General features: G+C 49.5%; 21 protein-coding genes. 15 read left to right on the forward strand and 6 right to left on the reverse strand.

The window, feature by feature from the left end:
• Positions 1–71 precede the first annotated feature (71 nt).
• From ABD920_RS14545 to bamJ, 3 genes are all read left to right on the forward strand, one after another.
• Positions 72–3458, forward strand: coding sequence for a methylmalonyl-CoA mutase family protein (locus tag ABD920_RS14545; RefSeq protein ID WP_345160053.1), 3387 nt, complete (start codon positions 72–74; stop codon positions 3456–3458).
• A 470-nt stretch (positions 3459–3928) separates the two neighbouring features.
• Positions 3929–4060, forward strand: a complete 132-nt coding sequence (locus ABD920_RS14550; protein ID WP_345160055.1) for a hypothetical protein — start codon at positions 3929–3931, stop codon at positions 4058–4060.
• 443 nt (positions 4061–4503) lie between these two features.
• Positions 4504–5103, forward strand: a complete 600-nt coding sequence (gene bamJ, locus ABD920_RS14555) for a BamJ family beta-barrel-assembly machinery protein (RefSeq protein ID WP_345160057.1) — start codon at positions 4504–4506, stop codon at positions 5101–5103.
• A gap of 276 nt (positions 5104–5379) precedes the next feature.
• Here the strand turns inward: bamJ and ABD920_RS14560 are convergent, their stop codons facing one another.
• On the reverse strand, positions 5380–5859 hold the full coding sequence (locus ABD920_RS14560) for a hypothetical protein (RefSeq protein ID WP_345160059.1): 480 nt from the start codon (positions 5857–5859) through the stop codon (positions 5380–5382).
• Between the two features lie 295 nt (positions 5860–6154).
• Between ABD920_RS14560 and ABD920_RS14565 the strand changes: the two genes are divergently transcribed.
• Complete coding sequence (locus ABD920_RS14565) at positions 6155–7579, forward strand: Glu/Leu/Phe/Val family dehydrogenase (RefSeq protein WP_345160060.1); 1425 nt, start codon at positions 6155–6157, stop codon at positions 7577–7579.
• 29 nt (positions 7580–7608) lie between these two features.
• Here the strand turns inward: ABD920_RS14565 and ABD920_RS14570 are convergent, their stop codons facing one another.
• The 3 genes from ABD920_RS14570 to ABD920_RS14580 form a co-directional block, all read right to left on the reverse strand.
• A complete protein-coding gene (locus tag ABD920_RS14570; RefSeq protein ID WP_345160061.1) occupies positions 7609–8055 on the reverse strand; it encodes a hypothetical protein in 447 nt (148 codons plus the stop codon).
• A 354-nt stretch (positions 8056–8409) separates the two neighbouring features.
• Positions 8410–10218, reverse strand: coding sequence for a M61 family metallopeptidase (locus ABD920_RS14575; RefSeq protein WP_345160063.1), 1809 nt, complete (start codon positions 10216–10218; stop codon positions 8410–8412).
• A gap of 93 nt (positions 10219–10311) precedes the next feature.
• Positions 10312–10734, reverse strand: coding sequence for a hypothetical protein (locus ABD920_RS14580; RefSeq protein ID WP_345160064.1), 423 nt, complete (start codon positions 10732–10734; stop codon positions 10312–10314).
• A gap of 512 nt (positions 10735–11246) precedes the next feature.
• Between ABD920_RS14580 and ABD920_RS14585 the strand changes: the two genes are divergently transcribed.
• From ABD920_RS14585 to ABD920_RS14595, 3 genes are all read left to right on the forward strand, one after another.
• Positions 11247–11603: a C40 family peptidase gene (locus ABD920_RS14585; RefSeq protein WP_345160065.1), complete on the forward strand. Its 357-nt coding sequence runs from the start codon at positions 11247–11249 to the stop codon at positions 11601–11603.
• A gap of 110 nt (positions 11604–11713) precedes the next feature.
• The gene (locus ABD920_RS14590) at positions 11714–12088 is read left to right on the forward strand and encodes a hypothetical protein (protein ID WP_345160066.1); all 375 of its coding nucleotides are present in this window, start codon (positions 11714–11716) and stop codon (positions 12086–12088) included.
• 669 nt (positions 12089–12757) lie between these two features.
• The gene (locus ABD920_RS14595) at positions 12758–13156 is read left to right on the forward strand and encodes a DUF2147 domain-containing protein (protein ID WP_345160067.1); all 399 of its coding nucleotides are present in this window, start codon (positions 12758–12760) and stop codon (positions 13154–13156) included.
• A gap of 283 nt (positions 13157–13439) precedes the next feature.
• Here ABD920_RS14595 and ABD920_RS14600 read toward each other — a convergent pair whose 3' ends face one another.
• Positions 13440–13901: a hypothetical protein gene (locus tag ABD920_RS14600; protein WP_345160069.1), complete on the reverse strand. Its 462-nt coding sequence runs from the start codon at positions 13899–13901 to the stop codon at positions 13440–13442.
• 273 nt (positions 13902–14174) lie between these two features.
• On the opposite strand from ABD920_RS14600, the gene ABD920_RS14605 reads away from it, so the two are divergent.
• Positions 14175–14717: a hypothetical protein gene (locus tag ABD920_RS14605; RefSeq protein ID WP_345160070.1), complete on the forward strand. Its 543-nt coding sequence runs from the start codon at positions 14175–14177 to the stop codon at positions 14715–14717.
• 179 nt (positions 14718–14896) lie between these two features.
• Positions 14897–17344 carry a T9SS type B sorting domain-containing protein gene (locus ABD920_RS14610; RefSeq protein ID WP_345160071.1) on the forward strand — a complete coding sequence of 816 codons (2448 nt, stop codon included), beginning with the start codon at positions 14897–14899 and terminating at the stop codon, positions 17342–17344.
• A gap of 198 nt (positions 17345–17542) precedes the next feature.
• Here the strand turns inward: ABD920_RS14610 and ABD920_RS14615 are convergent, their stop codons facing one another.
• Positions 17543–18169, reverse strand: a complete 627-nt coding sequence (locus ABD920_RS14615) for a cytochrome c oxidase subunit 3 (RefSeq protein ID WP_345160073.1) — start codon at positions 18167–18169, stop codon at positions 17543–17545.
• Positions 18170–18460: 291 nt separating this feature from the next.
• On the opposite strand from ABD920_RS14615, the gene ABD920_RS14620 reads away from it, so the two are divergent.
• The 6 genes from ABD920_RS14620 to dapA all read left to right on the forward strand — a co-directional run bounded on the left by ABD920_RS14620 (position 18461) and on the right by dapA (position 25306).
• Positions 18461–19039 carry a hypothetical protein gene (locus ABD920_RS14620; protein WP_345160075.1) on the forward strand — a complete coding sequence of 193 codons (579 nt, stop codon included), beginning with the start codon at positions 18461–18463 and terminating at the stop codon, positions 19037–19039.
• A 127-nt stretch (positions 19040–19166) separates the two neighbouring features.
• Complete coding sequence (locus ABD920_RS14625; RefSeq protein WP_345160076.1) at positions 19167–19670, forward strand: DUF4920 domain-containing protein; 504 nt, start codon at positions 19167–19169, stop codon at positions 19668–19670.
• A 260-nt stretch (positions 19671–19930) separates the two neighbouring features.
• Positions 19931–21943, forward strand: a complete 2013-nt coding sequence (ligA, locus tag ABD920_RS14630) for an NAD-dependent DNA ligase LigA (protein WP_345160077.1) — start codon at positions 19931–19933, stop codon at positions 21941–21943.
• A gap of 498 nt (positions 21944–22441) precedes the next feature.
• Positions 22442–23488: a sensor histidine kinase gene (locus ABD920_RS14635; protein ID WP_345160078.1), complete on the forward strand. Its 1047-nt coding sequence runs from the start codon at positions 22442–22444 to the stop codon at positions 23486–23488.
• A 4-nt stretch (positions 23489–23492) separates the two neighbouring features.
• Positions 23493–24230, forward strand: coding sequence for a LytR/AlgR family response regulator transcription factor (locus ABD920_RS14640; protein WP_345160080.1), 738 nt, complete (start codon positions 23493–23495; stop codon positions 24228–24230).
• Between the two features lie 236 nt (positions 24231–24466).
• Positions 24467–25306: a 4-hydroxy-tetrahydrodipicolinate synthase gene (gene dapA, locus ABD920_RS14645; protein WP_425568625.1), complete on the forward strand. Its 840-nt coding sequence runs from the start codon at positions 24467–24469 to the stop codon at positions 25304–25306.
• Positions 25307–25337: the final 31 nt, after the last annotated feature.

Genomic DNA, 25337 nt, shown 5'->3' on the forward strand with positions numbered 1-25337 from the left:
CCTTACCCCGGCTATTGTGCAATTAAATGCCTATATTCGCATCAAATTCGAAAAAATCCTGTTAAGTAGACATGCAAGCAACTACCGTAGAACCCTATAAGCCTGTCAATCATATCCGTATCGTGACAGCCGCTTCTTTGTTCGATGGCCACGACGCCGCCATCAATATCATGCGCCGCATCATTCAGGCATCCGGGGCCGAAGTGATTCACCTGGGCCACAACCGGTCGGTGCGGGAAATAGTGGACTGCGCCATACAGGAAGATGCGCAGGCGATTGCCATTACGTCTTACCAGGGCGGCCATATTGAGTATTTTAAATACATGTATGACCTGCTCAGTGAGCGCGGCTGTGGCCATATCCGGTTGTTCGGCGGGGGCGGCGGTGTGATTCTGCCCGCTGAAATAGAAGAACTGCAGGCCTACGGCATTACGCGCATTTATTCCCCGGACGATGGCCGTGCCATGGGCTTGCAGGGCATGATCAACGACATGCTCTCCAAATGCGATTTCCCGACCGGGAAGAACCTGAACGGTGTAGCGAAGCATCTGCGTGCCAAAGACCCTAAAGCCATTGCCCGCCTCATCTCCGCCGCTGAGAACTTCCCGGAGGAGGCAAGCGGAATCCTGAATCAGGTGAGAGAGCAGGCGAAGGATGTCAAAACGCCCGTGCTGGGCATCACTGGGACGGGCGGTGCCGGAAAATCGTCATTGGTGGATGAGTTGGTGCGCCGTTTCCTGCTGGACTTCCCCGAAAAGAAGATCGCCATTATATCTGTTGACCCCTCCAAGCGCAAAACCGGGGGAGCTTTGCTGGGTGACAGAATACGCATGAACTCCATCTCCAACGAGCGGGTATATATGCGCTCCCTGGCCACGCGCCAGAGCAACCTGGCGCTCAGTAAATATGTGCAGGACGCCGTGGACATCGTAAAGGCGGCTGATTTCGACCTGATCATCCTGGAGACCTCCGGTATCGGCCAGTCCGACACCGAGATCATCGAGCACTCCGACATGAGCCTGTATGTGATGACGCCGGAATACGGGGCCGCCACCCAGCTCGAGAAGATCGATATGCTGGACTTTGCGGATGTAATCGCCCTGAACAAATTCGACAAGCGCGGCGCCTTGGACGCCCTGCGCGACGTGAAGAAGCAATACAAGCGCAACCACCAGCTGTGGGACACGAAAGACGAGGATGTTCCGGTGTTCGGCACCATCGCCTCGCAGTTTAACGACCCGGGCATGAACCAGCTTTACAGGGCTGTAATGGCGAAGATATCTGAGAAAACCGGTATTGCGTTTGACTCGAACCTCCAGACCTCGAAAGAGATGTCGGAGAAAGTCTTCATCATTCCCCCTGCCCGCACGCGCTACCTGTCGGAGATAGCAGAGACCATCCGCGGCTACGACAAGTGGAGCAAAGACCAGGCGGAAGTGGCGCAGAGGCTATATGGCATTAAAAAATCCATTGAAGCTGTGCAGGGCATCGAGGTAGCAGATAAAGACCGCCTGATCAGGCAACTGGAGCAGGCATATGCAGAAGTAGAGCTGCGCCTGGACGGGCAGAACAAGAAGATTCTCGAGAACTGGAAAGAAAAAGTACAGGCCTACAAGAATGAGTTCTACATCTTCAAAGTTCGGGATAAAGAGCTGAAGATAAAGACGCACACGGAGTCGCTCTCCCATTTGCAGATACCGAAAGTGGCCACGCCCCGCTATGAGGCCTGGGGAGACCTGTTGAAGTGGAACCTGCAGGAGAACGTTCCGGGTGAATTCCCCTATACGGCCGGGGTTTTCCCGTTTAAGCGCGAGGGCGAGGACCCTACCCGGATGTTTGCGGGGGAAGGCGGCCCGGAGCGCACGAACCGCCGCTTCCACTACGTGAGCCTGGGCTTGCCCGCCAAACGCCTCTCCACGGCTTTCGACTCGGTGACGCTATATGGGGAGGACCCTGATTACAGGCCGGACATATATGGCAAGATCGGGAACTCCGGCGTAAGCATCTGCTGCCTGGATGATGCCAAGAAACTCTACTCCGGCTTTAACCTGGCGGACCCGATGACCTCCGTTTCCATGACCATCAACGGCCCTGCGGCTATCCTTACCGGTTTTTTCATGAATGCCGCCATCGATCAGCAATGCGAGCTCTATATAAAGGAACAGGGTTTGGAAGAGGAAATCAACCGGAAGATCGCCGCTATATATAAAGAGAAGGGTACAGAGCGCCCGCATTACCAGGGGCCGCTTCCGAAAGGGAACAATGGGTTGGGCTTGATGCTGTTGGGTGTAACCGGAGACCAGGTTTTACCCGCTGAGGTGTATGAACCGATCAAGGTGCGCACGCTGGCCTCCGTACGCGGCACCGTGCAGGCGGACATTCTAAAGGAAGACCAGGCACAGAACACCTGTATTTTCTCCACGGAGTTTTCGCTCCGGTTGATGGGCGATGTGCAGCAGTACTTCATCGACAAGAACATCCGCAACTTCTATTCGGTGTCCATCTCCGGCTACCATATAGCCGAGGCAGGTGCCAACCCCATCTCGCAGCTGGCCTTTACGCTGGCCAACGGGTTCACGTTTGTAGAGTACTACGTGAGCCGCGGCATGGACATCAATAAATTCGCCCCGAACCTGAGCTTCTTCTTCTCCAACGGCATAGACCCCGAGTATGCTGTGATTGGGCGCGTGGCCCGGAAGATATGGGCGAAGGCGATGAAGCACAAATATGGCGCAGACGCGCGTTCGCAGATGCTGAAGTACCACATCCAGACCTCGGGCCGTTCGCTGCACGCGCAGGAGATCGACTTTAACGATATCCGCACGACGCTGCAGGCGCTGTATGCCATCTACGATAACTGTAACTCACTGCATACAAACGCCTATGATGAGGCGATCACAACGCCTACAGAGGCGTCCGTCCGCCGTGCCATGGCCATTCAACTGATCATCAACCGCGAGCTGGGGCTGGCCAAAAACGAGAATCCGCTGCAAGGCTCTTTCATCATTGAAGAACTGACCGACCTGGTAGAAGAAGCGGTGCTGACAGAGTTTGACAGGATAACAGAGCGCGGCGGGGTATTGGGCGCCATGGAGACGATGTACCAGCGCGGTAAAATCCAGGAGGAAAGCCTCTACTATGAAACTTTAAAGCACACCGGTGAATACCCGATCATTGGGGTAAATACCTTCCTTTCTTCTACAGGCTCCCCTACCGTGCTGCCAACCGAGGTGATCCGTGCCACAGAAGAAGAAAAACAGTACCAGATCTCGATGCTGCAATCGCTGCACCAGCGCAACACAGATGAGGCAGGCAACATGCTGAAGCGCATACAGCAGGTGGCGATCAACAACGGGAACATTTTCGAGGAGATGATGGAAACGGTGAAATTCTGCTCGCTTGGCCAGATCACCAACGCCCTTTTTGAGGTTGGCGGCCAGTATCGCAGGAACATGTAAGCCAACGGCTAACCCATTTTGAGCAGAAACGCCATACAAGTCTGTATGGCGTTTCCTTTTTACCCCTTCCTCACGAAAGGATTTTAATGCGCTTCGGTTAAACACTAAATGCGTCCATCAGCAGACAGGAAGGTTTAAATTTTACAAATTCATTACTAAGGGACTATCCGCTTCACTTTCTGGCTTTGCAGATGGGGCGGAAAGTTAAATTCATTTTTGCTGGATTCATATATGCTCAACGGCTCCATTAAATTGCTTCGGAATACTGGAGTCTCAAAGCAATGTAGAGGGAGTAGCTTTTACAAAAAAAGATCTTTCTAAGGCTATATGGTATACATTTCCAGTAGGTTAATAAAAAAAGTGAGTAAGCACTAATTTTTTATAGTTTCTTAACATAAGAGTAGAACTTATTAATATACTGATACGTTAATATGCTAAAATCGCGTCTCACCTTCACAAAGTTCTGGCATATGAAAAGCATCACTACACTTTCGTCTTTCTTCCTCATCGGAACCACAATCAGCCTGCTGATGAAAAGCTGGCTTCAGCCAAGCAACCTGCACGTTGACGATGCAGAAGAAGATTACCACCTCTATTTATAATATTTTATACAACATTCCGGCAACTACAGGTGTGATGCAAATCATAGCCATATATGGCTAGGGAATATATTCTTCATACAAAAATAATGTAGTGTAATATAGATTATCAGCAAGAAGCCGCATCCATAGGATGAATGCGGCTTCTTGCTGATCAAAGGCTGCAATTTTCACCCTCCTTTCTCAATGTCTGATAGGGTAAAGCTGTCAATAACGCTTTGAAAGCGTAGATTCCTTTTCTATATATAAAACGCGGGAAGTCCTAAAACACAGGCATTATGGTTCTATATAAAATAACAGTAGCCCCTGATTTTTCACTTGGCCGCACTACCCGTGCGGGTGTCAATCCGATCCGTTAGCTTCAAAATGTTTAGCTTTGTAACTTTGCCGCTGCCAAGCGGTATACCTTATTTTAGATGGCACTGTTTGGTGCAAAAAGAGACATTATGGAATTAAAGGAAAAAATCAGCTACATTATTGGCCGCGACATGGCCAGCAACTTGAAAAAGCAGGGCATTGAAATAGAAGCAGAGCCTTTCATCAAAGGCATGAAAGAGGCAATGGAAGGTAAACCCTCGTCCTTGTCGCAGGAGGAAGTACAGCAGGCCATGATGGCGCTTCAGCAGGAAATGGCACAGAAGCAGAATGCCTCCAGCTCTGACAACAAGAAGGCCGGTGAGGAATTCTTAGCAGAGAACAAGGGCAAAGAAGGTGTGAAGACGCTACCGAGCGGTCTTCAGTACCAGGTGCTGCAGGAAGGCACGGGCAAATCGCCCTCCAAAACCGACACCGTTACCACCCACTACCATGGCACCCTGATCGACGGTACAGTGTTTGACTCCAGCTATCAGCGCAACGAGCCGGCTACCTTTCCGGTAAATGGCGTAATCGCTGGCTGGACAGAGGCCTTGCAAATGATGAAAGAAGGCGCGAAATGGAGACTCTTTATCCCGGCAAACCTGGCGTACGGGGCACAGGGCGCCGGTAGCGATATCGGCCCGCACTCTACCCTCATCTTTGATGTAGAGCTGCTTTCTGTTAAATAACGGCACAGCCGTCGTATATATAAATGGCCGCCGCCCGGATGTCAGGAGTAGATCCTGCCCGGGCGACGGCCATTTATATATACAATAAGCGGGATAACATGGTGTCCGTAGATCCCAAAGACCTTGCTTATGTTTATCCTGTAGTTGTATGGCTAATATGAAATCATACATACTTCCTTTCCATAGCAACAGCAAAAAGCCCCTTCCCATTCATCATAAAAAGGATAAAGGTATAGATGGAAGAAGGTTCACATAACCTGGTAGAAGCTGGATCGTTTATCGCCGTGCTGACGCCCGCATGGTTGCTAACCAGCGCAACCCCTCCTCACGGTACAGGGAATGATGAATGATAAGGAAGTTATTAGCGTGCATCAGTTCATCCCCATCCATATCTGCCACGAGGCCGTGGTAGAGTTCAACGGGCAGCACAATAGCCACAAACACATTGTCACCGACTGTACGTAGGATCTTTGGGAAAACAGTGCTAAAAACCCACCGTTGAGCCTTCCGCTTGATGGATACCCGCTTATGGAAATCAAACAGAAGTTTACTGGGCCTGTGCAACTTCACCTGTCTCATTACTATTTCATACCCGACACGAATATCCTCAGAGCTGATTTCTCCTGCCCATTGTACGGTAAGCACTTCATCCGCAGCATTATAAGACACATCTAAGTTCTCTAATTTATAGACTAGTTCCGGCTTTAGAGAAATGTCCGGAAGAACATTTTTATTGATAATCCTTTCTGCTATCATCAGTGTGGTCTTTCTAATAAGTAATCAAGTATCCTGAGAATTAAGAAGTACAGCTTAGGCAGAGCAATGCTGAGGTAGTGCTAAATTAAAGTATGTAAACTTATGCTATTAGAAGATATAAAACAAAGGAATTAGATGAATCTTTTATTTTATATAATTAAAATATAAATTTTAAACACTGCACATTCTTGCACTTGATGTCGGAAGAGGCAGAAAAGAAGGTGATGAGAACAAAACCTGCCGGTAACCGTTCATAAATCTTCAGATGAACATCTCAAAAAAATGACACAAACGTATGGCAAACGAACCTAATGAAGGAAAAAAATTCTTAGACAGTGTACATCAGTTTTTTGACCATGCTGCAAGCTTTTCCAAATTAAGCCCCGGCATACTTGCCCAAATCAAAGCTCCTAACAGCGTCTACAAGGTATCTTTCCCCGTTGAGATAGAAGGTAAAATTGAAGTTATCGAAGGTATACGGGTACAGCACTCCCACCACAAGCTTCCTTCCAAAGGGGGTATCCGGTACAGCATGCAGGTAGATGAGGACGAGGTAAAGGCGCTTGCTACCCTTATGACCTTCAAATGCGCCGTGGTGGATGTACCATTCGGCGGTGCAAAGGGCGGGGTAAAGATAAACCCCCGTACCAGTTCCGTTAAAACTTTGGAAAGCGTTACCCGCCGTTACGCCACAGAGCTTATCAAGAAGAACCTGATCGGGCCCGGCATTGACGTGCCCGCCCCGGACTACGGCACCGGCAGCCGCGAAATGGCCTGGATAGCCGATACGTACCAGACGTTTAAGTATGGCGAGACAAGCGCCCTGGGCTGCGTGACGGGTAAGCCTGTGGGCCAGGGTGGTATCCGGGGTCGTGCCGAGGCAACCGGACTGGGTATATACTATGGCATTCGGGAGGCCTTGGGTGACACTGAGCTATTACAGGGCAAAGGCCTTGATGGGAACACCATGCAGGGCAAAAGAATCATTGTGCAGGGACTTGGTAATGTGGGATACCACGCCGCCTTGTTCTGCCAGCAGGATGGCGCTGTGATCATCGGTATAGCCGAGCGCGAAGGCGGCATCTACAACGACAACGGCATCGACGTGCAGGAGGCCTTCCAGCACAGGAGCGAGAACGGCTCGATCCTTAATTTCAAAGAATGCAAAAACTACGACAATTCAACCGATCTGCTGGAGATGGACTGCGATATCCTGATTCCTGCTGCGTTGGAAAATGAAATACATGGAGCAAACGCCGGCAAGATAAAGGCAAAGATCATAGCAGAGGGAGCCAACGGGCCTGTGACACGTGAGGCTGAGGAGATTCTGAAGCGCAACGGTGTCATCATACTTCCGGATCTATACCTAAACGCGGGTGGTGTGACAGTGTCATATTTCGAGTGGCTGAAAAACTTATCGAACGTGCGCTTTGGCCGCATGGGCAAGCGCGCTGAGGAGGCCAGTTACCTGCGCCTGGTGAACGCAATAGAAACTTCGTCGGGTAAAAGCATGACGGCGGGCGAGAGGGCCTTCTTAACGCAGGGCGCGGATGAGATAAGCCTGGTGCGATCAGGGTTGGAAGATACGATGATCAACGCTTACCACGAGATCAGGAATGTGATGCAGCAGAAGAACATCCCAGACCTCCGCACAGCGGCATTCCTGGCAGCTATAGAGAAAATTGGCGTGAGCTACGAGTCATTGGGTATCTTCCCTTGATCTCCGGTAGCGCCGCTATCGGCAAAAGGTCAGGATACAGCTTGGATAAGCGCCGTGTCCTGGCCTTTTTTTATACCCCTCAACCATTGCAGCGCCTCCGCCTGATCCGTGAAGTAATTGAAATGCACAAACTCATGCGAAGGGGTGGCCGACGGGACGATGTAGTTAGACACCACGGCTTTAAAATGCTCCTCGGAGAACACAACAGCCACAAAGAAATCATCCTGCAAAATATTGTATGACTTTTTATAAAGCTCCTGATTGAGCCAGTATTCCTGCTCTCTTGTAAGCGCACCTACTGAAGTTAGATCAGTGCAATAAAACTTAACGGATTGCCTTTCGAGGGATAACTGCAAGGCTGCCAGGTGAGCATGCACAAAGGCAGCATCATCAGGCTTCATTAACCATTTAATATGGAGACAGTTAGCACCTTCCAAATAGCTTATAATTACGATTTCCGTCTCAAGCAGCAGCATGCCATATAAACTTTCAAGGTTCTTCTACTTCGAAAGATACATAGTAAAACTGCAAAATAAAATATTTCTACTTTGCAACCTTCTGCAGTAAAACGAATAGTTGGTCAATCAGATAAATTGCACTATTTTTTATACATAAAAAGTCAATAATAACTTTGCTATTGGTGTGATTGGAAATTGTGACGTTTCTGAAATTATATATTCCTGCGCGTTAGGTTGCTGACTGCCAACTTTAGCAGGATATATAGGTCCCGGCAAACAGCACGTAATAAAGATATGACCGCCCGTAAATAAAGCGGCGTCAGAAGAGCTTCCCCCTTCTGACGCCGCTTTGTAAATGAAATGCTGCTTACCCTAACTGTTGTTCGTGGCCAGCCACTTGTTGAAAATTTTCTGCTGTAAGTTGCTTGGGTTCGGCACCCGCTCGAAACGGAAGCGTACGCTTTCGTCCTTCAGGATCGGAATTTTGAGCGTCTCCAGCCTACCCTCGCGGGCGACCACCACCTCGGCCGTATCGCCTACGTTCAGCCTGTTCACAAAGCTGTCTATGTCACTCCCCACGCGGTACCCGTTCAAGGCCACAATCTCATCATTCACGTTCAGGCCGCCTTCGTAAGCGCTGCTGCCCCGGTTCACGCTGCGCACGAGCACCTTGCCGTCAGACACAGCCGTGGCTGCCCCCCAGCTTGGGGTGCTGCTGTTCTCATTCACGTTGATGAGGAGCAGCCCGGCCGCATCGAAATAGGAATTGTAATCGGGGGTTTTGGTGCCATTCACGTAATACCGGAAAAAGGCGTCCATGCTTCGGCCGGAAATCTTCTCAAGCGCTTCCTTGAATTCTTCTTCTTTGAAGCCTCGCCCCAACTGCTTATAGTAGCGATTATACATATACCGCATCACATCATCCAGGGACTTTTCTCCGTTGGTGCCCTCCATCACTTCCATGTTCAGGAGGTAGCCCAACACGCCGCCTTTGGTATAGTAGGAAACCTCGGCGTTGTTCGAGTTTTCGCTGCGTCGGTAGTACTTGATCCAAGCGTCAAAACTTGACTCTGCCACCGGCTGCACCTTGTTGCCGGGTGTGTTCTCAACCGAATTAATGCTACCGGCCACCACATCCAGGTACCGCTGCGTAGAGGTGAAACCCGCACGGCGCACAAGCAGGTCATCGTAATAACTTGTAATACCCTCCGACACCCACAGCAAATCAGTATAGTTTTCCTGATTGTAATCAAAGGGTCCGAGCGGCAGCGGGCGCAGGCGCTTCACGTTCCAGAGGTGAAAATACTCATGCGCCACCAGCGCAAGGAAACCATTGTAGCCAGCCTCTGTGCCATAGTTCCAGCGGGACGTCTGCAGCGTGGTGGAATTCAGGTGCTCCAGGCCGCCGCCGCCGCGGTACAGGTTGTGCACGATAAACAGATAGCGTTCCACAGGCAGTTCACCTATGACCCTGACGGCTTCTTCCGTCACTTTCTGCATATCCTCCATCAGTTGCTTCGGGTTAAAATTTCCCTCGCCGTACATGGCCACCTCATGCGGCACACCGGCAGTCGTGAAGGTATATACCTCATGGTTCCCGATCTCGAGCGGAGAGTCAGCCAGAATGTCGTAGTTGGGGAACACATAGGTAAAGTCGCCGGTGCTTTTCATTCCGGTGGAGACTTTACCCCAGCCTTGGTAAGGCTTCACGACCAGCGTCCCGTTTTCGTCCTGGTATCCTTCAGGATACATGAACACGCTGGTACCATTTACATAGCCGTGGGAGGAGTCCAGGAAGCTGGTGCGCACGCTGAGTTCATAGGCATAAACAGCGTACTTAGCGCGCACCAGATCGGCTTTGTTGCTATACACCCGCCAGGTGTTTTTGTCAATCTTCTCGGAGCGGAGCACTTTGCCTGCCTTGTCGGTTGCCTCAAAGCCCTCGATGTTCTTGGCAAACTCGCGAACCAGATAAGACCCTGGTGCCCAGACTGGAAGGGTGAAGTCTATATAGTTTTTCTTAGCCCCTGAAAGTTCTGCTTCCACTTGAAAATAATGCGTGTGCGGCGCAGGCATCGATAGGGTGTAGCGAAGTTCTGCAGCGAGAGCCGCAGCCACATGGCTTAAACTGAGAAAGGCAAAGAATAAGAGGGAAAGAGAAAATCTTTTTGGTTGGGACATGTTGAAAATAGGATTGATTAAAGCTTCGGCATTTTACAACAAAAACCGTGCTTTTCAAAATCCAGTGACTACGCGGACGGCCACACAGCAGCCTCAGGAAGCATGCGGTATGGCGCTGTCATTGAGCCAGGCTACGGCAAGTTCTGTGCTTGAGAAGGTATTGATGATAATGAAAGAATTGTAGCTCTGCAGTCCGAAAAGCCCCGCTTCGCTTAACAGGGTCTGGTAGCACCTCTCAGATAGGATCACGGCCACGTAGTTGCCGGTTCCCATCGTCATCATGATTCTCGGAAAGAGGTGATTATGCAGCCAGTTCTCCTCAGCCTCATCCAGATTACCGATTGCCGTGTAGTCAATCAGCCACTGCTTTACATGGTGCTCCTCGGCGCAATCAAGTGCCACCAGCAGGCTTTCCCTGAAATCCTCTGATCTGAAACTACCGGAGCAAGCCAGATGAAGCCTGCTCTGTGCCGCATCAAACCTCACCTCCCACGAACCTGTGCTATATGTTTTCATGATTACGCAATTAATACACGTTCCTATACAAAAATATCTCTTTTGCTATACAAAGCAATGTAACCATATGAAAATGTTTCAAAAAATTCATTTAATAAGTTAATAGACCTATAATAAGCGTGAAGACACTAAAATATAATGTAAACTTTTATACTTACTTCTTATGTTTTTAAGGAGGGGTATATATGGATTATAGTTGAATCATGGCTTGAGATAAACACCGGTGGCTTAGAGAACAAACTTTGGCATGGTATTTCCATATCTTATGCCACACCGCTTACAACACACCTATGAAAAAGACGAAGCTATTAGTATTGTCACCGCTTGCACTGCTCTTTATACTACTCTGGGCTACGCCGCAGCATTTTTTCCCAAGTCTTTCTCCGTCTGCTGCAGATGATGCTGTTACACATCATCAGACATCAAATCAACCTGCCTCCTCTCCTGCAGCTGTTTCGCACCTAGAGCCTAAGGAAAGCAACTCCAACAGCAAACGCCTTGTTTCTTATGCCATGAGTCTGCGGGGTGCCCCCTATTTATATGCGGGCATAACACCGGAAGGCTTTGACTGTTCAGGCTTTATTACCCACGTTTTTAGCAGGTTTAAGATAGCGGTCCCCCATTCTTCCGCTATGCAGGCCGAAGAAGGTATATATGTGGAAAGGGACAAGGCCAGCCCTGGCGACCTGGTGATATTTACAGGCACCGATGCTGACGTGCGTGAACCCGGCCATGCTGGCATCGTCATCTCCTCACCAGGCAACACCATTGAGTTCGTGCACTCCTCCTCTAACGGGGGGGTAAAAGTAAGCAAGGTGGAGGGCTCCCGGTATGACCTGCGCTTCCTGCAGGTAAGGCGGATTTTGTAGGGTCTAAATTGGCATATTCTCTATGCCTCTATAACCCTTTCGGAATTATACGTACACAAAACCATGACATGGGCATATGAGTCCCTGTTGCTGTATTAAACAACAACGCCATGGTACATCCTTACATCATCAACACCATCAACGCTCTTGTGCTGCTTGTTGCAGGACTGATAGGATATTTTGCAAACCCGGCCAAGCCGCCGACTGCGCTCATCGCGCCACTGTTCGGGCTGCTGCTGTTGGCCTGCACTTACCATCTGCGCAGACACAACCGGTTTGTATTCAATACGGTCACTGCCCTGACGCTGCTCGTGGGGCTACTGGTGGTTTGGCGCATCGACCCGGGGGCTTTTAGTTGGAGCAGGCGAAACATCCTGCTGGTGCTGATGGGGCTGAGTTGTTTTGTGGCGGCAGGCTTTTACGTTGGTACTTTTATAAGAGAGCGGCGGCTGCGCAACAACACCATCTTTAAAGACGACCTGTAAGCAGCCAGTTGTATAAAAAAGAAACACCTGGTGCAGCCCGTCAAGGTACACCAGGTGTTTCAGAATCCTAAAAAGTCTTACCAAGCGGCTTCCTGTTTTTCAGTTCACCGTCCGAAGACCAATGCAATTGCATGCTGCATAAACAGCAAAATCCCGTTTATGAAGCCAATTCACGGTTTAGGTGAATACTATTACGTAGGCTTGATAACACTCGTTTGGGATTAGACATCAGCACCTCCTTTCTCATTAGTCCAACATAACCCTGAACCTTAGACCATGTAGAATTAGGTTGTTAGACCAGAGCCGTAGCACTCGCTACTGTATCATAAAGATATAACAACGCCTAAAAGTTCACAATAATTTTCACATTATTTTAAGATCTTTAAGGGAAGCTTCTTCTGCAGCAGCAACCGGCTTACACTCAATTTTCTACACAAAGAACTCTATCACCGCCTTCACTCATTGGCAACCGTTATCCTCTTTATAAGAGCATATAAGCATATTTTTGCTTCAGTGGTCCGTGTTCACCGAGGTTGTTCTACAGTGGCGCTAATGAGATCAGTCCATCAGGCAAGGCAGTATGTATGATAATTTTCACTATATTTCGTTGCATACTCTAACTAATCATTCTTATACATGAAAAAGCATCTTTTATCTTTAGTTGCTCTTATGCTGTTTACCGCAAGTGCCTGGGCTCAAAGCATGTCGCCGGTAGGGGTTTGGACGAACCAGGACGGAAAGGCAAATTTTGAGGTCTACCCGTGCGGCGACAAATTGTGCGGAAAAATTGTATCGCTCAAGGAGCCAAACAGGAACGGTAAACCGAAAGTGGACGAGAACAACCCGGAGAAGAAGCTTCAAAACCGACCGTTGCAGGGCCTGGTGTTCCTGAAGGGGTTTGAGTATGACGGAGACCATAAGTGGGACGAAGGCACCATCTATGACCCTGAAAGCGGAAAAACCTACTCTTGCTACATGAAGATGCTGAGCAAGGATAAAATGGAGGTGAAAGGATATATCGGCTTCTCCCTGATAGGCAGGTCTCAAAGCTGGACCCGGGTGAAGTAAGTTTCCCATAGGCTATAAATCAAGAGAGGGCCGTGCATGCACGGCCCTCTCTTTTTAACCCTTTACACGTTTATTTACTCTTGATTGCGACAAAAAGTTTTCCTATTTACAGCATTACACATGGCAGCAGCCAAACTTATATATAAAACCTCTTCGGCACCGCATATAAGAACAGGGAAAAGGGTTATTTATACCCCTGCAGCTTCCCTCCTGCAGAGCATCCAGGTGCGAGTGTAGTCAGAAGTAATATAGTTCACTACTGAAAAAAGGCTTTTAGGATGCCTTAGAACACCTGCAGGATTTTATAGGTTTTATCCCGGAACGTGAACTCTTCCCCTGCTGTTCTACCCGCCATCACCTTATAGAGCGGCGACATGCCCGATATGGCAAAGTAAGAATCGCCGTCTAATTTAATCTCCCCCAGGCTTACGCCGATAAAATAATTCTGCAGTTCGGTTTGCACCACAGCTCCCATAGACACTTCCTTGTTGGTTTTCGTGGCGTTGATGTTGCGCAGTATACTCTGGGTCCTGATCAACTCATCCAATTGGCGGGCATACATATCCCGCTGAATCTGGCAGTTCTCCCGGAACGACTCGAACTTGTCTTCCATGGCCCCCTGATGTTCATTGGCACTCTCCTGTGCCTCATCCATGGCGTCCTTTGCCGCCTTTATCTGGGCATTCAGTATTTTGGTGGATTCCTGAAGCAACCGCTTCTTGGTTTCTAAATCTTGCGTAAGCATTTCCATAGGTTTCAAATTTCGTTAGAACCAGCGATTTTTGTTTTGGCAGCAGCATATGCAGCCGCTCATACATGCGTGACTGGCATGTTTCAAATCTATTTAAGTAAATTTAAGGTTTAGGCACTACCTGAACGTTCCGCAGGAGGCAGCAAGCCAGGAGTAAGTCTTAAACTATTTAAGGCGAAGTATGTTTTATGGGTAAATTATCGAATGCCATTAAACGAATTTATTAGACGATTGTTGGGCCATGAAAACGGCATAGCCACCTGCACCATGCTGAAACGGTCCGGCAGGTATGAGGCGGACTATCAGGCATGGTTGCATGACCGCGTGTACCTCCATTGGACAGGCCCCTTTTTCAAGTCATACCATTACACAAAAGCCAACTTAACAGGCCCGTTACGGGTGCAGTTGGTACAGGATGCACATGTGCGGGGGGCTGTTTTCTTTTATGACCCTAGCATAGGCGACAGTAATTTCTCTTTCTTTTTTGACCTTCTAAAAGACAGGGTACAGGCCCTGGGATATACGCTTCACAGCTGCGACAAATTGAAGGTGCGCCATGAGCGCTACACAGAGGAGGTGGAAAAGCACGTACTCACGCCGCCTGCTTCCGACCTGCCCGGCACCAGCCTCTGCAACCAGTTATATGGGAACGTGCTGCTCGATTATATCAAGGTAAACAGCCGCCCGGGATATATCCGCTTCATAGCCAACGCTTACAACGATGCTTACTTTTCCAAGCCTCTTCCATTCGACGAACTGCTTGACAAGGTGCTACAACCGCATGAGGAAAATACGAATCAACCTACTTAATCCCTTTGTAAGTTTTTAGCTTAAGAAATATACGAAAAATTCAGTTTTAAATAACATTTGTTTTAGATACATTTAAGACAAGTTTATGTTGCTTAAATTTTGGCTTGCGTATGTTGCAGCGTTTTCTCTTTTTATTTTTTGCTTTCCTACTCTCACTAAGCGCAGGCGCCACTCATATTGTGGGTGGTGAGTTTGAGTTGGAGCACCTGAACAACTTCAATTACAGGCTCAAGCTAAACTTGTACTTTGACGTGGTAAACGGAAATCCCGATGCGCTTGACCCTTATATAAGTGTCAATATTTTTGACAAGGCAACTAATCAACGGATCGGCTCACAGGTGATGTATATTCAGGAGCAGTCCCTGGTACCCTATACCAACATCGACTGCACAGTCGGGGAGCTTGTGACCCGAAAAATCGTTTACTACCAGACCATCTTTCTTGATCCGACCATCTACAACAAACCTGACGGATACTATGTGACCTGGGAGCGCTGCTGCCGCAATAATACCATCAACAACATCATGGCACCGCAAGATGCCGCCCAGACTTTTTATATGGAGTTCCCGCCGGTGGTGCTGAACGGGGATTTCTTCCGCAACTCCTCCCCTATCTTGTTTCCGCCCCTGAGCGACTATGCCTGCGTTGGAGAGCTGTTCTACTTTGACTTCAATGGCACAGACCCTGACGGCGATTCCATCACTTATGATATGGTGACGCCGCTAAATGGTTTTACTACCCCCGCTATGCCAGTCTACACCGTACCCCCTCGTTCGGCACCCTATCCGGAAGTGAAGTGGATGCCTGGGTATTTTATAAATGCGCAGGTGCAGGGGAACCCGAATATGACAATTGACCGGAACTCCGGGCAGTTAACCATGCGCCCGAGCCGCAAGGGCTTGTTTGTGTTTGGCATACGGGCCCAGGAATACAGGGCAGGCAGAAAGATAGGCGAAGTCCGGAGAGATTTTCAGGTACTGGTGCTGGACTGCCCCCGAAACCAGTCTCCTCAGGTAGTGGCACGGGAGCAAGGCGATAAGGAGTTTTATGAGAAAGGGTCCGTGCTGCGCATCACCCCCACCGACAACCGCTGCATCGATGTATTTATCACCGACCCAGACCTGAGCGAGTTTGTATCGCTACGGGCAAGGCCGGTAAACTTTACGGGCCAGGAGTATACCTTCAATGGCACCACCAGCGGCATGATCAACCAGGGGGCCGCCCTGGACTCACTGAAGGCCACGCTTTGCTTCGACGATTGTTTTGACACAGAGGGGAAGATATATGAACTGGACCTGATCGTGCGTGACGACGGCTGCAGCCTCCCCCGACAGGACACAGTGCGCCTGCGCCTGCAGATCGACCCTATCCCCGACGCCCCGCCTACTGTGTCGCTCTCTACCCCTAACCGCGTTTTCAAAGTTAAGAACGGGGACCGGATCAACTTTGATGTATTGGGTATTGACCCTGACGAAGATATCGTTTCCTTAGCAGCGGAAGGCCAGGGTTTTTCACTTTCAGAGCAGGATATCACATTTCAGGGAGGTAGCGCCCCCGGTCAGGTCACTGCTCCTTTCAACTGGAACATAGATTGCAACACTCTGAAACAGGAATCCTATAAAATAGATTTTACCGTCACCTCTATGGTTTGCAATGAATCCGTCACCCGTACGGAAACAATAGAGGTGCAGCCGGAAAGCAGCAACAACCTTCCTACCCTGACATCTGACCAGCCTGCACAGGTAATCGAGCTGGAAGTGGGTGAGCCTTTCAACGCAAACCTGTTTGGTGCAGACATCGACCAGGACCTGCTGGCCCTGCAGGCAGAGGGCGAAGGCTTTAACCTGGCAGACTATGGCATGAGTTTTACAAGCACAGGAGGCAACGGCGAAGCTTCCGGCACCTTCACCTGGACCCCTACCTGCGAAGCTTTCACAAAAAGCCCCCTACGGGTAAAGTACATCCTGACGGAGGATGCCTGCGCCCCCAGCACGCCGCAGGAGCTGGTGCTTGAGTTTCGGCTAAAGAGCTCAAACAACGCGCCTGTGCTGACTTCAGATAAAACAGTGCTCACATTCGACCTCCAGTTGAACGAAAACTTTGAAGCCCAACTGGCAGGAACGGATATAGATTTGGATAACCTGGTTCTCTCAGCCGCTGGAGAAGGTTTCAACCTGGAGGAGTATGGCATGAGTTTCGAGAGCACCCCAGGCAAAGGCAACACGGTAGGTTTGTTCAAAATGCAGGCGCTTTGCCAGGCAGCAGAGCAGGGAGTGGTGCGGGTAAACTTTACTTTGGCGGAAGATGCCTGCGACCCATCGCCACAGCTGATGACGATGGAGTTCCGGATTGAGGTGCCGCAGGTCGGGGATTATATCCCCTCCAACATCTTCACACCGAATGAGGATGGCAAAAACGATTTCTTTGAAGTGCCTAACCTGCCCTCTGAGTTCTGTTCTGCCGTCTTCTCCAGCATCCGTATTTTCAACCGATGGGGCAAAGAGGTATATTCCAGCACCAGCAGCAACTTTAAATGGGATGGGAAAGGCGTTAACGACGGAATTTACTTCTATGTGATTGACTATAAAACCAGCAAATACAAAGGCTCTGTCACCTTGGTGAGATAGCAGAAATAAGAAAATAAGCGAGCTGCTCCTCCCCTATTTAATTAGGAAGGGGCAGCTCGCTTTTGTTTGATTGAAATGTTTTACAAAGGGTAAGCAGTTGATTCCTATATAAAGGACAATATCTAAAGAGTGAATCAATATGAAAGGAAACCGCTAAAAATGTCATTCCTGCTAAACAGCACCTCAGTTGTTGTGGGTTTAGGCGATGAACAGGAAAACAAGATAAAGTCCCAGCCACAGAAAGTCCATAAAATGCCAGTAGCTATTGAGCATGGACAACTGCAGGTGCCGGAAAGGATCACGGATAAAAATCAGACTGCGAACCCCGTCCGAGGCCACATAGATGGTTTTAAAGAGCATGAAGGAGAGGAAGATAATGCCCCCCAGTAAGTGCAGGATATGCAGCGCCGAGATAAGGTAAAGATAGGTTCCGGAGGCTTTGCCAGAAAAGTAGATACCGGTTGCAGACATCTCGTTCCAGCCAATCAACTGGGCCCCGATAAACAGGATACCCAGTAGTAGCGTCAGCGCAAGGTAGCGCACCATTTTCTTCAGCTTCTCCTTCTTGTACATGCGGGGCACCTTCGTCATGGTATAACTGCTGAAGAGCAGCAGGATGACACTCACGCTGAAAAAATTGGGTAATTCGAACTTTTCTCCTGGAAAGCCGCCTGTACGGGCGAAGGCGACCGTCAGTATAAAGAAGAGGACACCTATCCCGATCATGCTCAGGTAGAGCAGCATCCGGATAGGGTGCATTTTTTCAATCCTGCGGAAGGCAGAGCGTTGTGTTGCGTTTAGTTGTTTTTTCTTATCTGAATCCATCCTCAGCCCCTTTTTCTCCTCTGGGAATAACTGCAAAATTACCTGGTTCTGCAGTCAATATAGTATATGCGTTTACCTATTCTAATTATACCGGTGCAGGCATTTTTAGTTTTGTATTTTACCCAATTAATTTATGAACAGAATAGCTGCATTTTATCAACAGGCGCAACCTGCATTTGTTCTGCGGCAGTACGCACTTTTCGGGTATATTATTCCCATTGCCGCTTCGCTTCGGCATCTTTACGGAAAGTGCTGCGTTAAAATATGTGATGCAACGTAATTCCGGCTAATATGAAAATTTACATACTCCGCATTCTCTATCTGATTCTGCTCTACCCCCTGCTTTGCCTGGATGCCTTTGCACAGGACGAGCGGGCACCATATACAGGCAATAACACCATAATAGTTGCCTTGGAGGGCATGGGAAAGCGGTATGATTTTATATCAAATCAGATGCTGGTGCGCCACAACAAAGAACGGCATACGCTGGAATGTGTGCTGCCGGTCATCAGCCTTGTTCCGTTGAACGACACCATACCGCCAGCCATGGCTTACGAAGTGCTGTTCGGGGCAAAATACCCGGAGCTGCTGATCTCCATAGCGGCGCCTGTGCAACAATCCAATACCGGTCAGTTCGACCCTGCCACCAGGAACCGCACCACCACGATCAGGTTGCAGGGCGTTAACAATGAAACGGTTGTTCCCGTTGCCTTCCTGGCCGATAAAAACTCCTTCTACTTTTCCACTAACTTCGACCTCCTGCTGGGCAACTTTCAGGCATCGCTGCCTATCAAATATCTGCCTCTTCTAACAGGCCGCGTCATGTTCAGCATCGATAAAGCCTACTGGTATAACCTGGAGCAACGATAGCTTAAGTTAGCGATATTTTGTGTATTTATTATATTCGAATCGTGCTTCTTCTTAATCAAATCGTCGGGAAAAAACTCCAAAAAGGCAGATAACCATAGCCTAATCAATATTCTCCTCTTTGCGCATTATGAAAAAAACACTTCTTGCCCTGTTTTTAGCTTTTGTTGCTTTCGGCTGCAGCCAGAAAGCACCTGTTACCGTTTTATCTAGCGAAGCTGACGCAACCATTGCTACTTCCTCAGGAACTTCTTATGGCGCTGCCGTTTCAGATACGGATGCCATGCCAGCAAACCAACTGGTGAGTGCGCTGGCGGGCAAAGATTCTATACAGGCCACTGTGGCTGCCGAGATAGCTGAAAGCTGCCAGTCTAAGGGCTGCTGGATGGATGTAAAGCTCTCCGATCATAGCACAATGAAAGTCACATTCCGTGATTATAGTTTTTTTATACCTGTTGAAGACCTGAAAGGACGGCAAGTAGTATTTACCGGCACCGCACTGCACCAACAGGTGTCGGTGGAGGACCAGCGGCATTATGCAGCAGATGCCGGCAAGTCAGCAGCCGAGATCGCCTCCATCACTGTTCCAAAAAATGAAATTCGCTTTATAGCGGATGGGGTTATTCTGAAATAAAGCTTAATGAGTTATTTCAACCCTTTAAATATTATAAGCACACCATCAGCCACACAAGTTCTGCTGGTATAACTGCCCTCATGGCTATAGCTGAGGCGGTTAATTTCCTTTTTTCAGGAAATCAGCAGAAAACAAAACTATAGCGTTGAAGCTGTGCCAATTGCGCGCCTTGCTGGAGTTCTTACGCCGAGCCGCCTTATTTCTTCCTCTGACTTCTGCCTTCTGTTTCCTATTTTTACGGCAGCATAAGACAACCCGATATGGCAGTAGAGAAAGAGCCGGCCCAGCAGATACAGGAGCTGACAGAACGCATTAATTACCTGAACTACCAATATTACCAGAACAGCATTTCGGAGGTACCGGACGTGGAGTTCGACCACATGCTGAAGCGACTGCAGGAACTGGAGGAAACTTACCCGGACCTGCGCCATCCGAACTCCCCCACGCAACGGGTGGGGGGCAGCATCACCAAAAACTTCAAGTCTGTATTCCACAAGTGGCCCATGCTCTCGCTCAGTAATACTTACTCTGAGGAAGAGCTGCGCGAATTCGATAACCGGGTGCGCAAAGCCATAGGCGAGGAGGTGGAGTACGTGTGTGAGCAAAAGTTTGACGGAGTGGCCATCAGCCTGACCTATGAGAACGGTCTGCTGATACAGGGCGCAACGCGCGGCGACGGAACCCGCGGCGACGACATCACCGCGAACGTACGAACCATACACGATGTGCCGCTGCAGGTGCACGGCCAGGGATTCCCGGAACTGTTCGAGGTACGGGGCGAGGTTTTTTTGCCGCTGCCGGTATTTGAGCAACTGAACGTAGAGCGTGAGGAATCCGGTGAGCAGCTTCTGGCCAATCCGCGAAATGCTGCCTCGGGAACGCTGAAGCAGCAGGATTCCGCGATCGTGGCAAGCCGGAAATTAGGGTGTTTCTCCTACTCGTTCCATTGCCCGCACAACCCCTTCGATACCCACTCGGAGAGCCTGCAGGCCATACAGAAGTGGGGTTTCAAGGTATCAGAAACCTGGCGCAAGTGCGGCGGCATAGAAGATGTGTTGCGCTATATTGAAGAGTGGGAGACGAAGCGCTTTGAGCTTCCCATTGCCACAGACGGGGTGGTGGTGAAAGTAAACAGCTTTGCACTGCAGGAAGAACTCGGCTACACGGCAAAAAGCCCCCGCTGGGCCATCGCCTATAAGTACGCTGCGATGAGCGCCGCCACGCAGTTGCAGGGTATACAGTATCAGGTGGGGCGTACGGGTGCCGTTACGCCTGTTGCGCTTTTAGCGCCCGTGCTGCTGGCCGGCACTGTAGTGAAGCGGGCGTCTGTACACAATGCGAATGAGATACAGCGCCTGGACCTGCGCCTGGGTGATGTAGTGTATGTGGAGAAGGGCGGTGAGATAATCCCTAAAATTACAGGGGTTGATTTCACTAAGCGCCCACAGGACAGCCAGCCGATCATATACCCCACCCTGTGCCCGGCCTGCGGAACCCCGCTGGTGCGCTCAGAAGGTGAAGCGCATTTTTACTGCCCCAACGACGAAGGCTGTCCTCCACAGATAAAAGCAAAGCTGGAGCACTTTATCTCGCGAAAGGCCATGAACATAGACGGCTTGGGGCCGGAAACGATTGAGCAACTGTACAGGACCGGATTAGTGCGCAATCCTGCAGACCTTTATGACCTCACGTTCGAACAATTGGTTGAACTGGACCGGATGGGTGAAAAATCGGCTAACAACATTCTCGAGAGCCTGGAGAAGTCGAAGGGAACGCCTTACGACCGGGTGCTGTTCGCCCTGGGCATCCGATTTGTAGGCAGCACGGTGGCGAGGAAACTGGCGGAGCAGTTGCCGGATCTGGAGGCGCTGCGCGGCGCCACTTACGAGGAGTTGCTGGCCATAAATGAGATTGGGGGCCGGATCGCCGGATCGATCATAGCGTACTTCCAGAACCAGGAACATGTGCAACTGGTAGAGCGGCTGAAAGCAGCAGGATTGAAATTCAAATCTGAAAAGGATACCATAGAAATCGAAAGCGAGCGATTGGCAGGAAACACCTTTGTAATATCAGGGGTATTCCGGACCATGAGCCGGGAAGAGTTGCAACTGCTGATCCAGAGCCACGGCGGAAAAATCGTCTCTTCCATCTCGGCAAAGCTGTCTTACCTGGTGGCAGGCGACAAAATGGGCCCCGCGAAGCTGGAGAAGGCTAATAAACTGGGCGTGAGAATTTTAAATGAGGATGAATTTCTTGCTATGATACAGCAATAGGTAAATAAAAACAATACACGGGGCACAACTATATGGCAATTGTGCCCCTTGTATATACGCAACTAAAAAGCGCCTCTGACTTGCTATTGAAGCACGAGAGGAGGTATATATAAAATTGATTAGTGAAATGGCTTCATCCGCGCCTCCATTCAAATGTCCTGCCTGATGACCTTTCTAACCTCCCGAGCCGCATCATTCTCTCAAATTGCGCTATTCAAAACCTTGCTCTCGTTCCCTTCAGGTTTCGCATTTAACTTCCCCTCAACCTCTCAATCATACCATGCAGGGATGAAGCTAGGTCAGGCTATGGTTGTGTTAGGATAGGGCTTGATCTTCTAAAAACACCCCTTCATCGACAGAAAACGGGCTTCTGTATAGACATGCCTGTACCGGCGGGATTAAATGCAGTAATTTGTTTAAATTTATATATAATTGGCTATGTTTATCGTGACTGAACGGCCATGTTAGCAAATAAACCACCGCTGCACCCCTTATACCATGAACTTGACCCTACCGGAGGTGACCATGAAGAAACGCTACCAGATAGCGCTGCATGTTGCCGGATGGTTGATATTCGGCGCCTGGATCTTCTATTTCGTTTATGCCAACCGCACCCTCTCCTTCAGCAAGGGGCTTGACATCACAGTAGGACTGCTGTTTCAGCTGCTCATTTTCTATTTTAACTGGTACGTGCTGATCCCGAAGTACCTGGCGCGAAACCGTATCCTGCTTTATGTAACCGCTGTGCTGACCATGCTGCTGGCGGTGGCTGTTCTTCAGGCTCCCTTCGATTACTTTGTTTTCAGGGAGTTTAACCCGGGCATGTCCACCCTCTACAGCTACGAACGGCTGCTGCAGTACGTGCTCGGGGGCTTGGTGACCACCTTCATCAGCTCGGCCCTGAAAGTGACGGGAAATTATATCCGTAATGAGCGGCGGAACAAAGAGCTTGAAACGCAGAAGCTCATCACAGAGCTGGCTTACCTCAAATCGCAGGTAAACCCACACTTCCTCTTCAACACATTAAACAACATATACTCATTGGCTTATAAACAGCATCCCGAGACGCCTGATGCCATCATGAAGCTCTCACTGCTGATGCGTTACATGCTGTACGAGAGCAATGACGCGCTGGTAAGCCTGGAAAAAGAGGTAGACCACATCAACAACTTCATCGACTTGCAGAAACTGCGGCTGCGCGAGCAGACCATCATCAGGTTTCAGGTGCAGGGCGATCTGAGAGGCAAGCAGATTGCCCCCATGCTGCTGATGACATTGGTTGAAAACGCATTCAAACACGGCCTGGTGAGCAAAAACGAGATCGGCATCATCATGAACCTGGAGGTGAAGGAAGATTCGCTGCTCTTCAGCACCATTAACAATACCAGTTCGCACAAAAAGCGGGAGTACGGTGGCATTGGCCTTGAGAACCTGCGCCGGCGCCTGAACCTGCTGTACCCCAGCCAGCACCATCTGACCCTTGAAGAAAAGGAAGGAGCCTTTTACGCGACATTAACATTATACTTCAGACCTAAGCTCAGATAAAACTATGACATTACGTTGCATTGCCGTGGACGACGAACCGCTCGCCCTGGACATCATTGAAAGCTATATAGGCAAACTTCCGTTCCTGAAGCTGGTGCGAACCTGCTCAAGCGCCACGGAGGCCATGCAGGTGCTGCAGGAGGAACAGGTGGACCTGATGTTTCTGGACATTGAAATGCCCGAGCTCACCGGCATCCAGTTTCTGAACATCCTCAAACACCAGCCGCTCATCATCTTCACCACCGCCTACCCCGACTATGCCCTGGAGGGCTTTAACCAGGATGCCGTGGATTACCTGCTCAAGCCTATCCCCTTCGACAGGTTCTTGAAGGCAGTGACCAAGGCGCAGGAGCGGCTGCAGCGCAATGGCAGGGACAGGGAGGCACCCCTCGCTGCCCCAACTCCGCAAGCTGCCCCGGAGCATGATTTTATGTTTGTGAAAGCTGATTACAAGACGATCCGCGTCGACTTTAAAGACATTCTCTGGATCGAGGGGCTGAAGGACTATATCATCATCCAGACCAAAGATCAGAAGATCATCACGCTGCTCTCGATGAACAAGATGATGGAGAAACTTCAGGACTCGAAGTTCCTGCGTGTCCACCGTTCATTCATCGTGTCGCTGCAGAAAATTGACAGCATCGAGAAAAGCCGCATCCGCATTGGCAGTAAAGAGATCCCGATCGGGGAAGTATACAAAGAGCAGTTTCTGAAGTGGGTGGAGGAAAACAACATACAATAGATTCCCACCCTCGATGTGCACAGGCCGGGTTATATAATATTGAATGAGAACATTATAGCTTATATATAAACCAGTGCTTTAAGCGTTTCATATATAAAGTACAGGCACGATGGTGTCCCTGGTGAGGTAAGATGGCGTTGTTCCTGACAACATCATTTGCACATATCATTTGATAATTCGTAATTCGTAGTTCGGAATTAGATATAATGGTAAGAGAGAGATTAAGAGGAACAGGTGTGGCATTGATAACACCGTTCACAAGAGAGTTGGCTGTAGACTACGAGGCGCTCAAAAAACTGCTGGACTTTGTTCTGGAGGGAAAGGTGGATTACCTGGTGGTGAACGGCACCACCGCCGAATCGGCTACAACCACATTTGCTGAGAAAACAGGGATTTTAGAGTTTTGCAAGCAGCATATAAATGGCCGTGTTCCGCTAATGTACGGCGTTGGGGGCAACAACACCCTGCACGTGACCGAAACAATAGCCGCTACCGACTTTGAGGGCATCGATGCTATTCTCTCAGTAAGCCCTGCCTATAACAAACCTTCACAGCAGGGCATTTACCAGCACTTCCTGCATATAGCGGAAACCTCACCAGTGCCGGTGATGCTTTACAATGTGCCGTCACGGACAGGCAGTAACATGACAGCCGAAACAACCCTGAAACTGGCGCTTCACGAAAACATCATCGGGATAAAAGAAGCCTCGGGAAACCTGGAGCAGTGCCTGTTCATCGCAAAACACAAGCCCAAGGATTTTATGCTGATTAGCGGGGACGACATGATGGCGGTGCCCATGATGTCATTCGGTGCAGTGGGCGCTATTTCTGTCCTGGCCAATGCGTATCCGGAGAAATTCAGCAGCATGACAAGGCATGCGTTAAACGGGAACTTTGAGGCGGCGGCAGAACTGCTGCTCAGCTTCGTGGACGTGAACCCGCTGCTGTATGAAGAGGGAAACCCGGTTGGGGTAAAGGTGCTGCTGGAGAGATTTGGTGTTTGCACAGCCAGCGTACGATTGCCGCTTGTAGAGGCTTCGGCAGGCCTGCGTGATAAAATTGACAAGCTTATATAACCTCGCTTGTACTATATAAAAAAATTGTTAA

Origin of the sequence: Pontibacter saemangeumensis (assembly GCF_039541895.1) — a bacterium.
GTDB classification, from domain to species: domain Bacteria; phylum Bacteroidota; class Bacteroidia; order Cytophagales; family Hymenobacteraceae; genus Pontibacter; species Pontibacter saemangeumensis.

Bases quoted from the DNA above. Each gene is read 5' to 3' on its own strand.
- ABD920_RS14615 (WP_345160073.1), bottom strand. From the start codon at position 18,169: ATGGATTCAGATAAGAAAAAACAACTAAACGCAACACAACGCTCTGCC.
- ABD920_RS14560 (WP_345160059.1), bottom strand. From the start codon at position 5,859: ATGATAGCAGAAAGGATTATCAATAAAAATGTTCTTCCGGACATTTCT.
- ABD920_RS14625 (WP_345160076.1), top strand. From the start codon at position 19,167: ATGAAAAAAACACTTCTTGCCCTGTTTTTAGCTTTTGTTGCTTTCGGC.
- ABD920_RS14585 (WP_345160065.1), top strand. From the start codon at position 11,247: ATGAGTCTGCGGGGTGCCCCCTATTTATATGCGGGCATAACACCGGAA.
- ABD920_RS14635 (WP_345160078.1), top strand. From the start codon at position 22,442: ATGAACTTGACCCTACCGGAGGTGACCATGAAGAAACGCTACCAGATA.
- ABD920_RS14590 (WP_345160066.1), top strand. From the start codon at position 11,714: ATGGTACATCCTTACATCATCAACACCATCAACGCTCTTGTGCTGCTT.
- ABD920_RS14600 (WP_345160069.1), bottom strand. From the start codon at position 13,901: ATGCTTACGCAAGATTTAGAAACCAAGAAGCGGTTGCTTCAGGAATCC.
- ABD920_RS14550 (WP_345160055.1), top strand. From the start codon at position 3,929: ATGAAAAGCATCACTACACTTTCGTCTTTCTTCCTCATCGGAACCACA.
- ligA (WP_345160077.1), top strand. From the start codon at position 19,931: ATGGCAGTAGAGAAAGAGCCGGCCCAGCAGATACAGGAGCTGACAGAA.
- ABD920_RS14580 (WP_345160064.1), bottom strand. From the start codon at position 10,734: ATGAAAACATATAGCACAGGTTCGTGGGAGGTGAGGTTTGATGCGGCA.
- bamJ (WP_345160057.1), top strand. From the start codon at position 4,504: ATGGAATTAAAGGAAAAAATCAGCTACATTATTGGCCGCGACATGGCC.
- ABD920_RS14605 (WP_345160070.1), top strand. From the start codon at position 14,175: ATGCTGAAACGGTCCGGCAGGTATGAGGCGGACTATCAGGCATGGTTG.
- ABD920_RS14640 (WP_345160080.1), top strand. From the start codon at position 23,493: ATGACATTACGTTGCATTGCCGTGGACGACGAACCGCTCGCCCTGGAC.
- ABD920_RS14570 (WP_345160061.1), bottom strand. From the start codon at position 8,055: ATGCTGCTGCTTGAGACGGAAATCGTAATTATAAGCTATTTGGAAGGT.
- ABD920_RS14620 (WP_345160075.1), top strand. From the start codon at position 18,461: ATGAAAATTTACATACTCCGCATTCTCTATCTGATTCTGCTCTACCCC.
- ABD920_RS14595 (WP_345160067.1), top strand. From the start codon at position 12,758: ATGCTGTTTACCGCAAGTGCCTGGGCTCAAAGCATGTCGCCGGTAGGG.
- ABD920_RS14545 (WP_345160053.1), top strand. From the start codon at position 72: ATGCAAGCAACTACCGTAGAACCCTATAAGCCTGTCAATCATATCCGT.
- ABD920_RS14575 (WP_345160063.1), bottom strand. From the start codon at position 10,218: ATGTCCCAACCAAAAAGATTTTCTCTTTCCCTCTTATTCTTTGCCTTT.
- ABD920_RS14565 (WP_345160060.1), top strand. From the start codon at position 6,155: ATGGCAAACGAACCTAATGAAGGAAAAAAATTCTTAGACAGTGTACAT.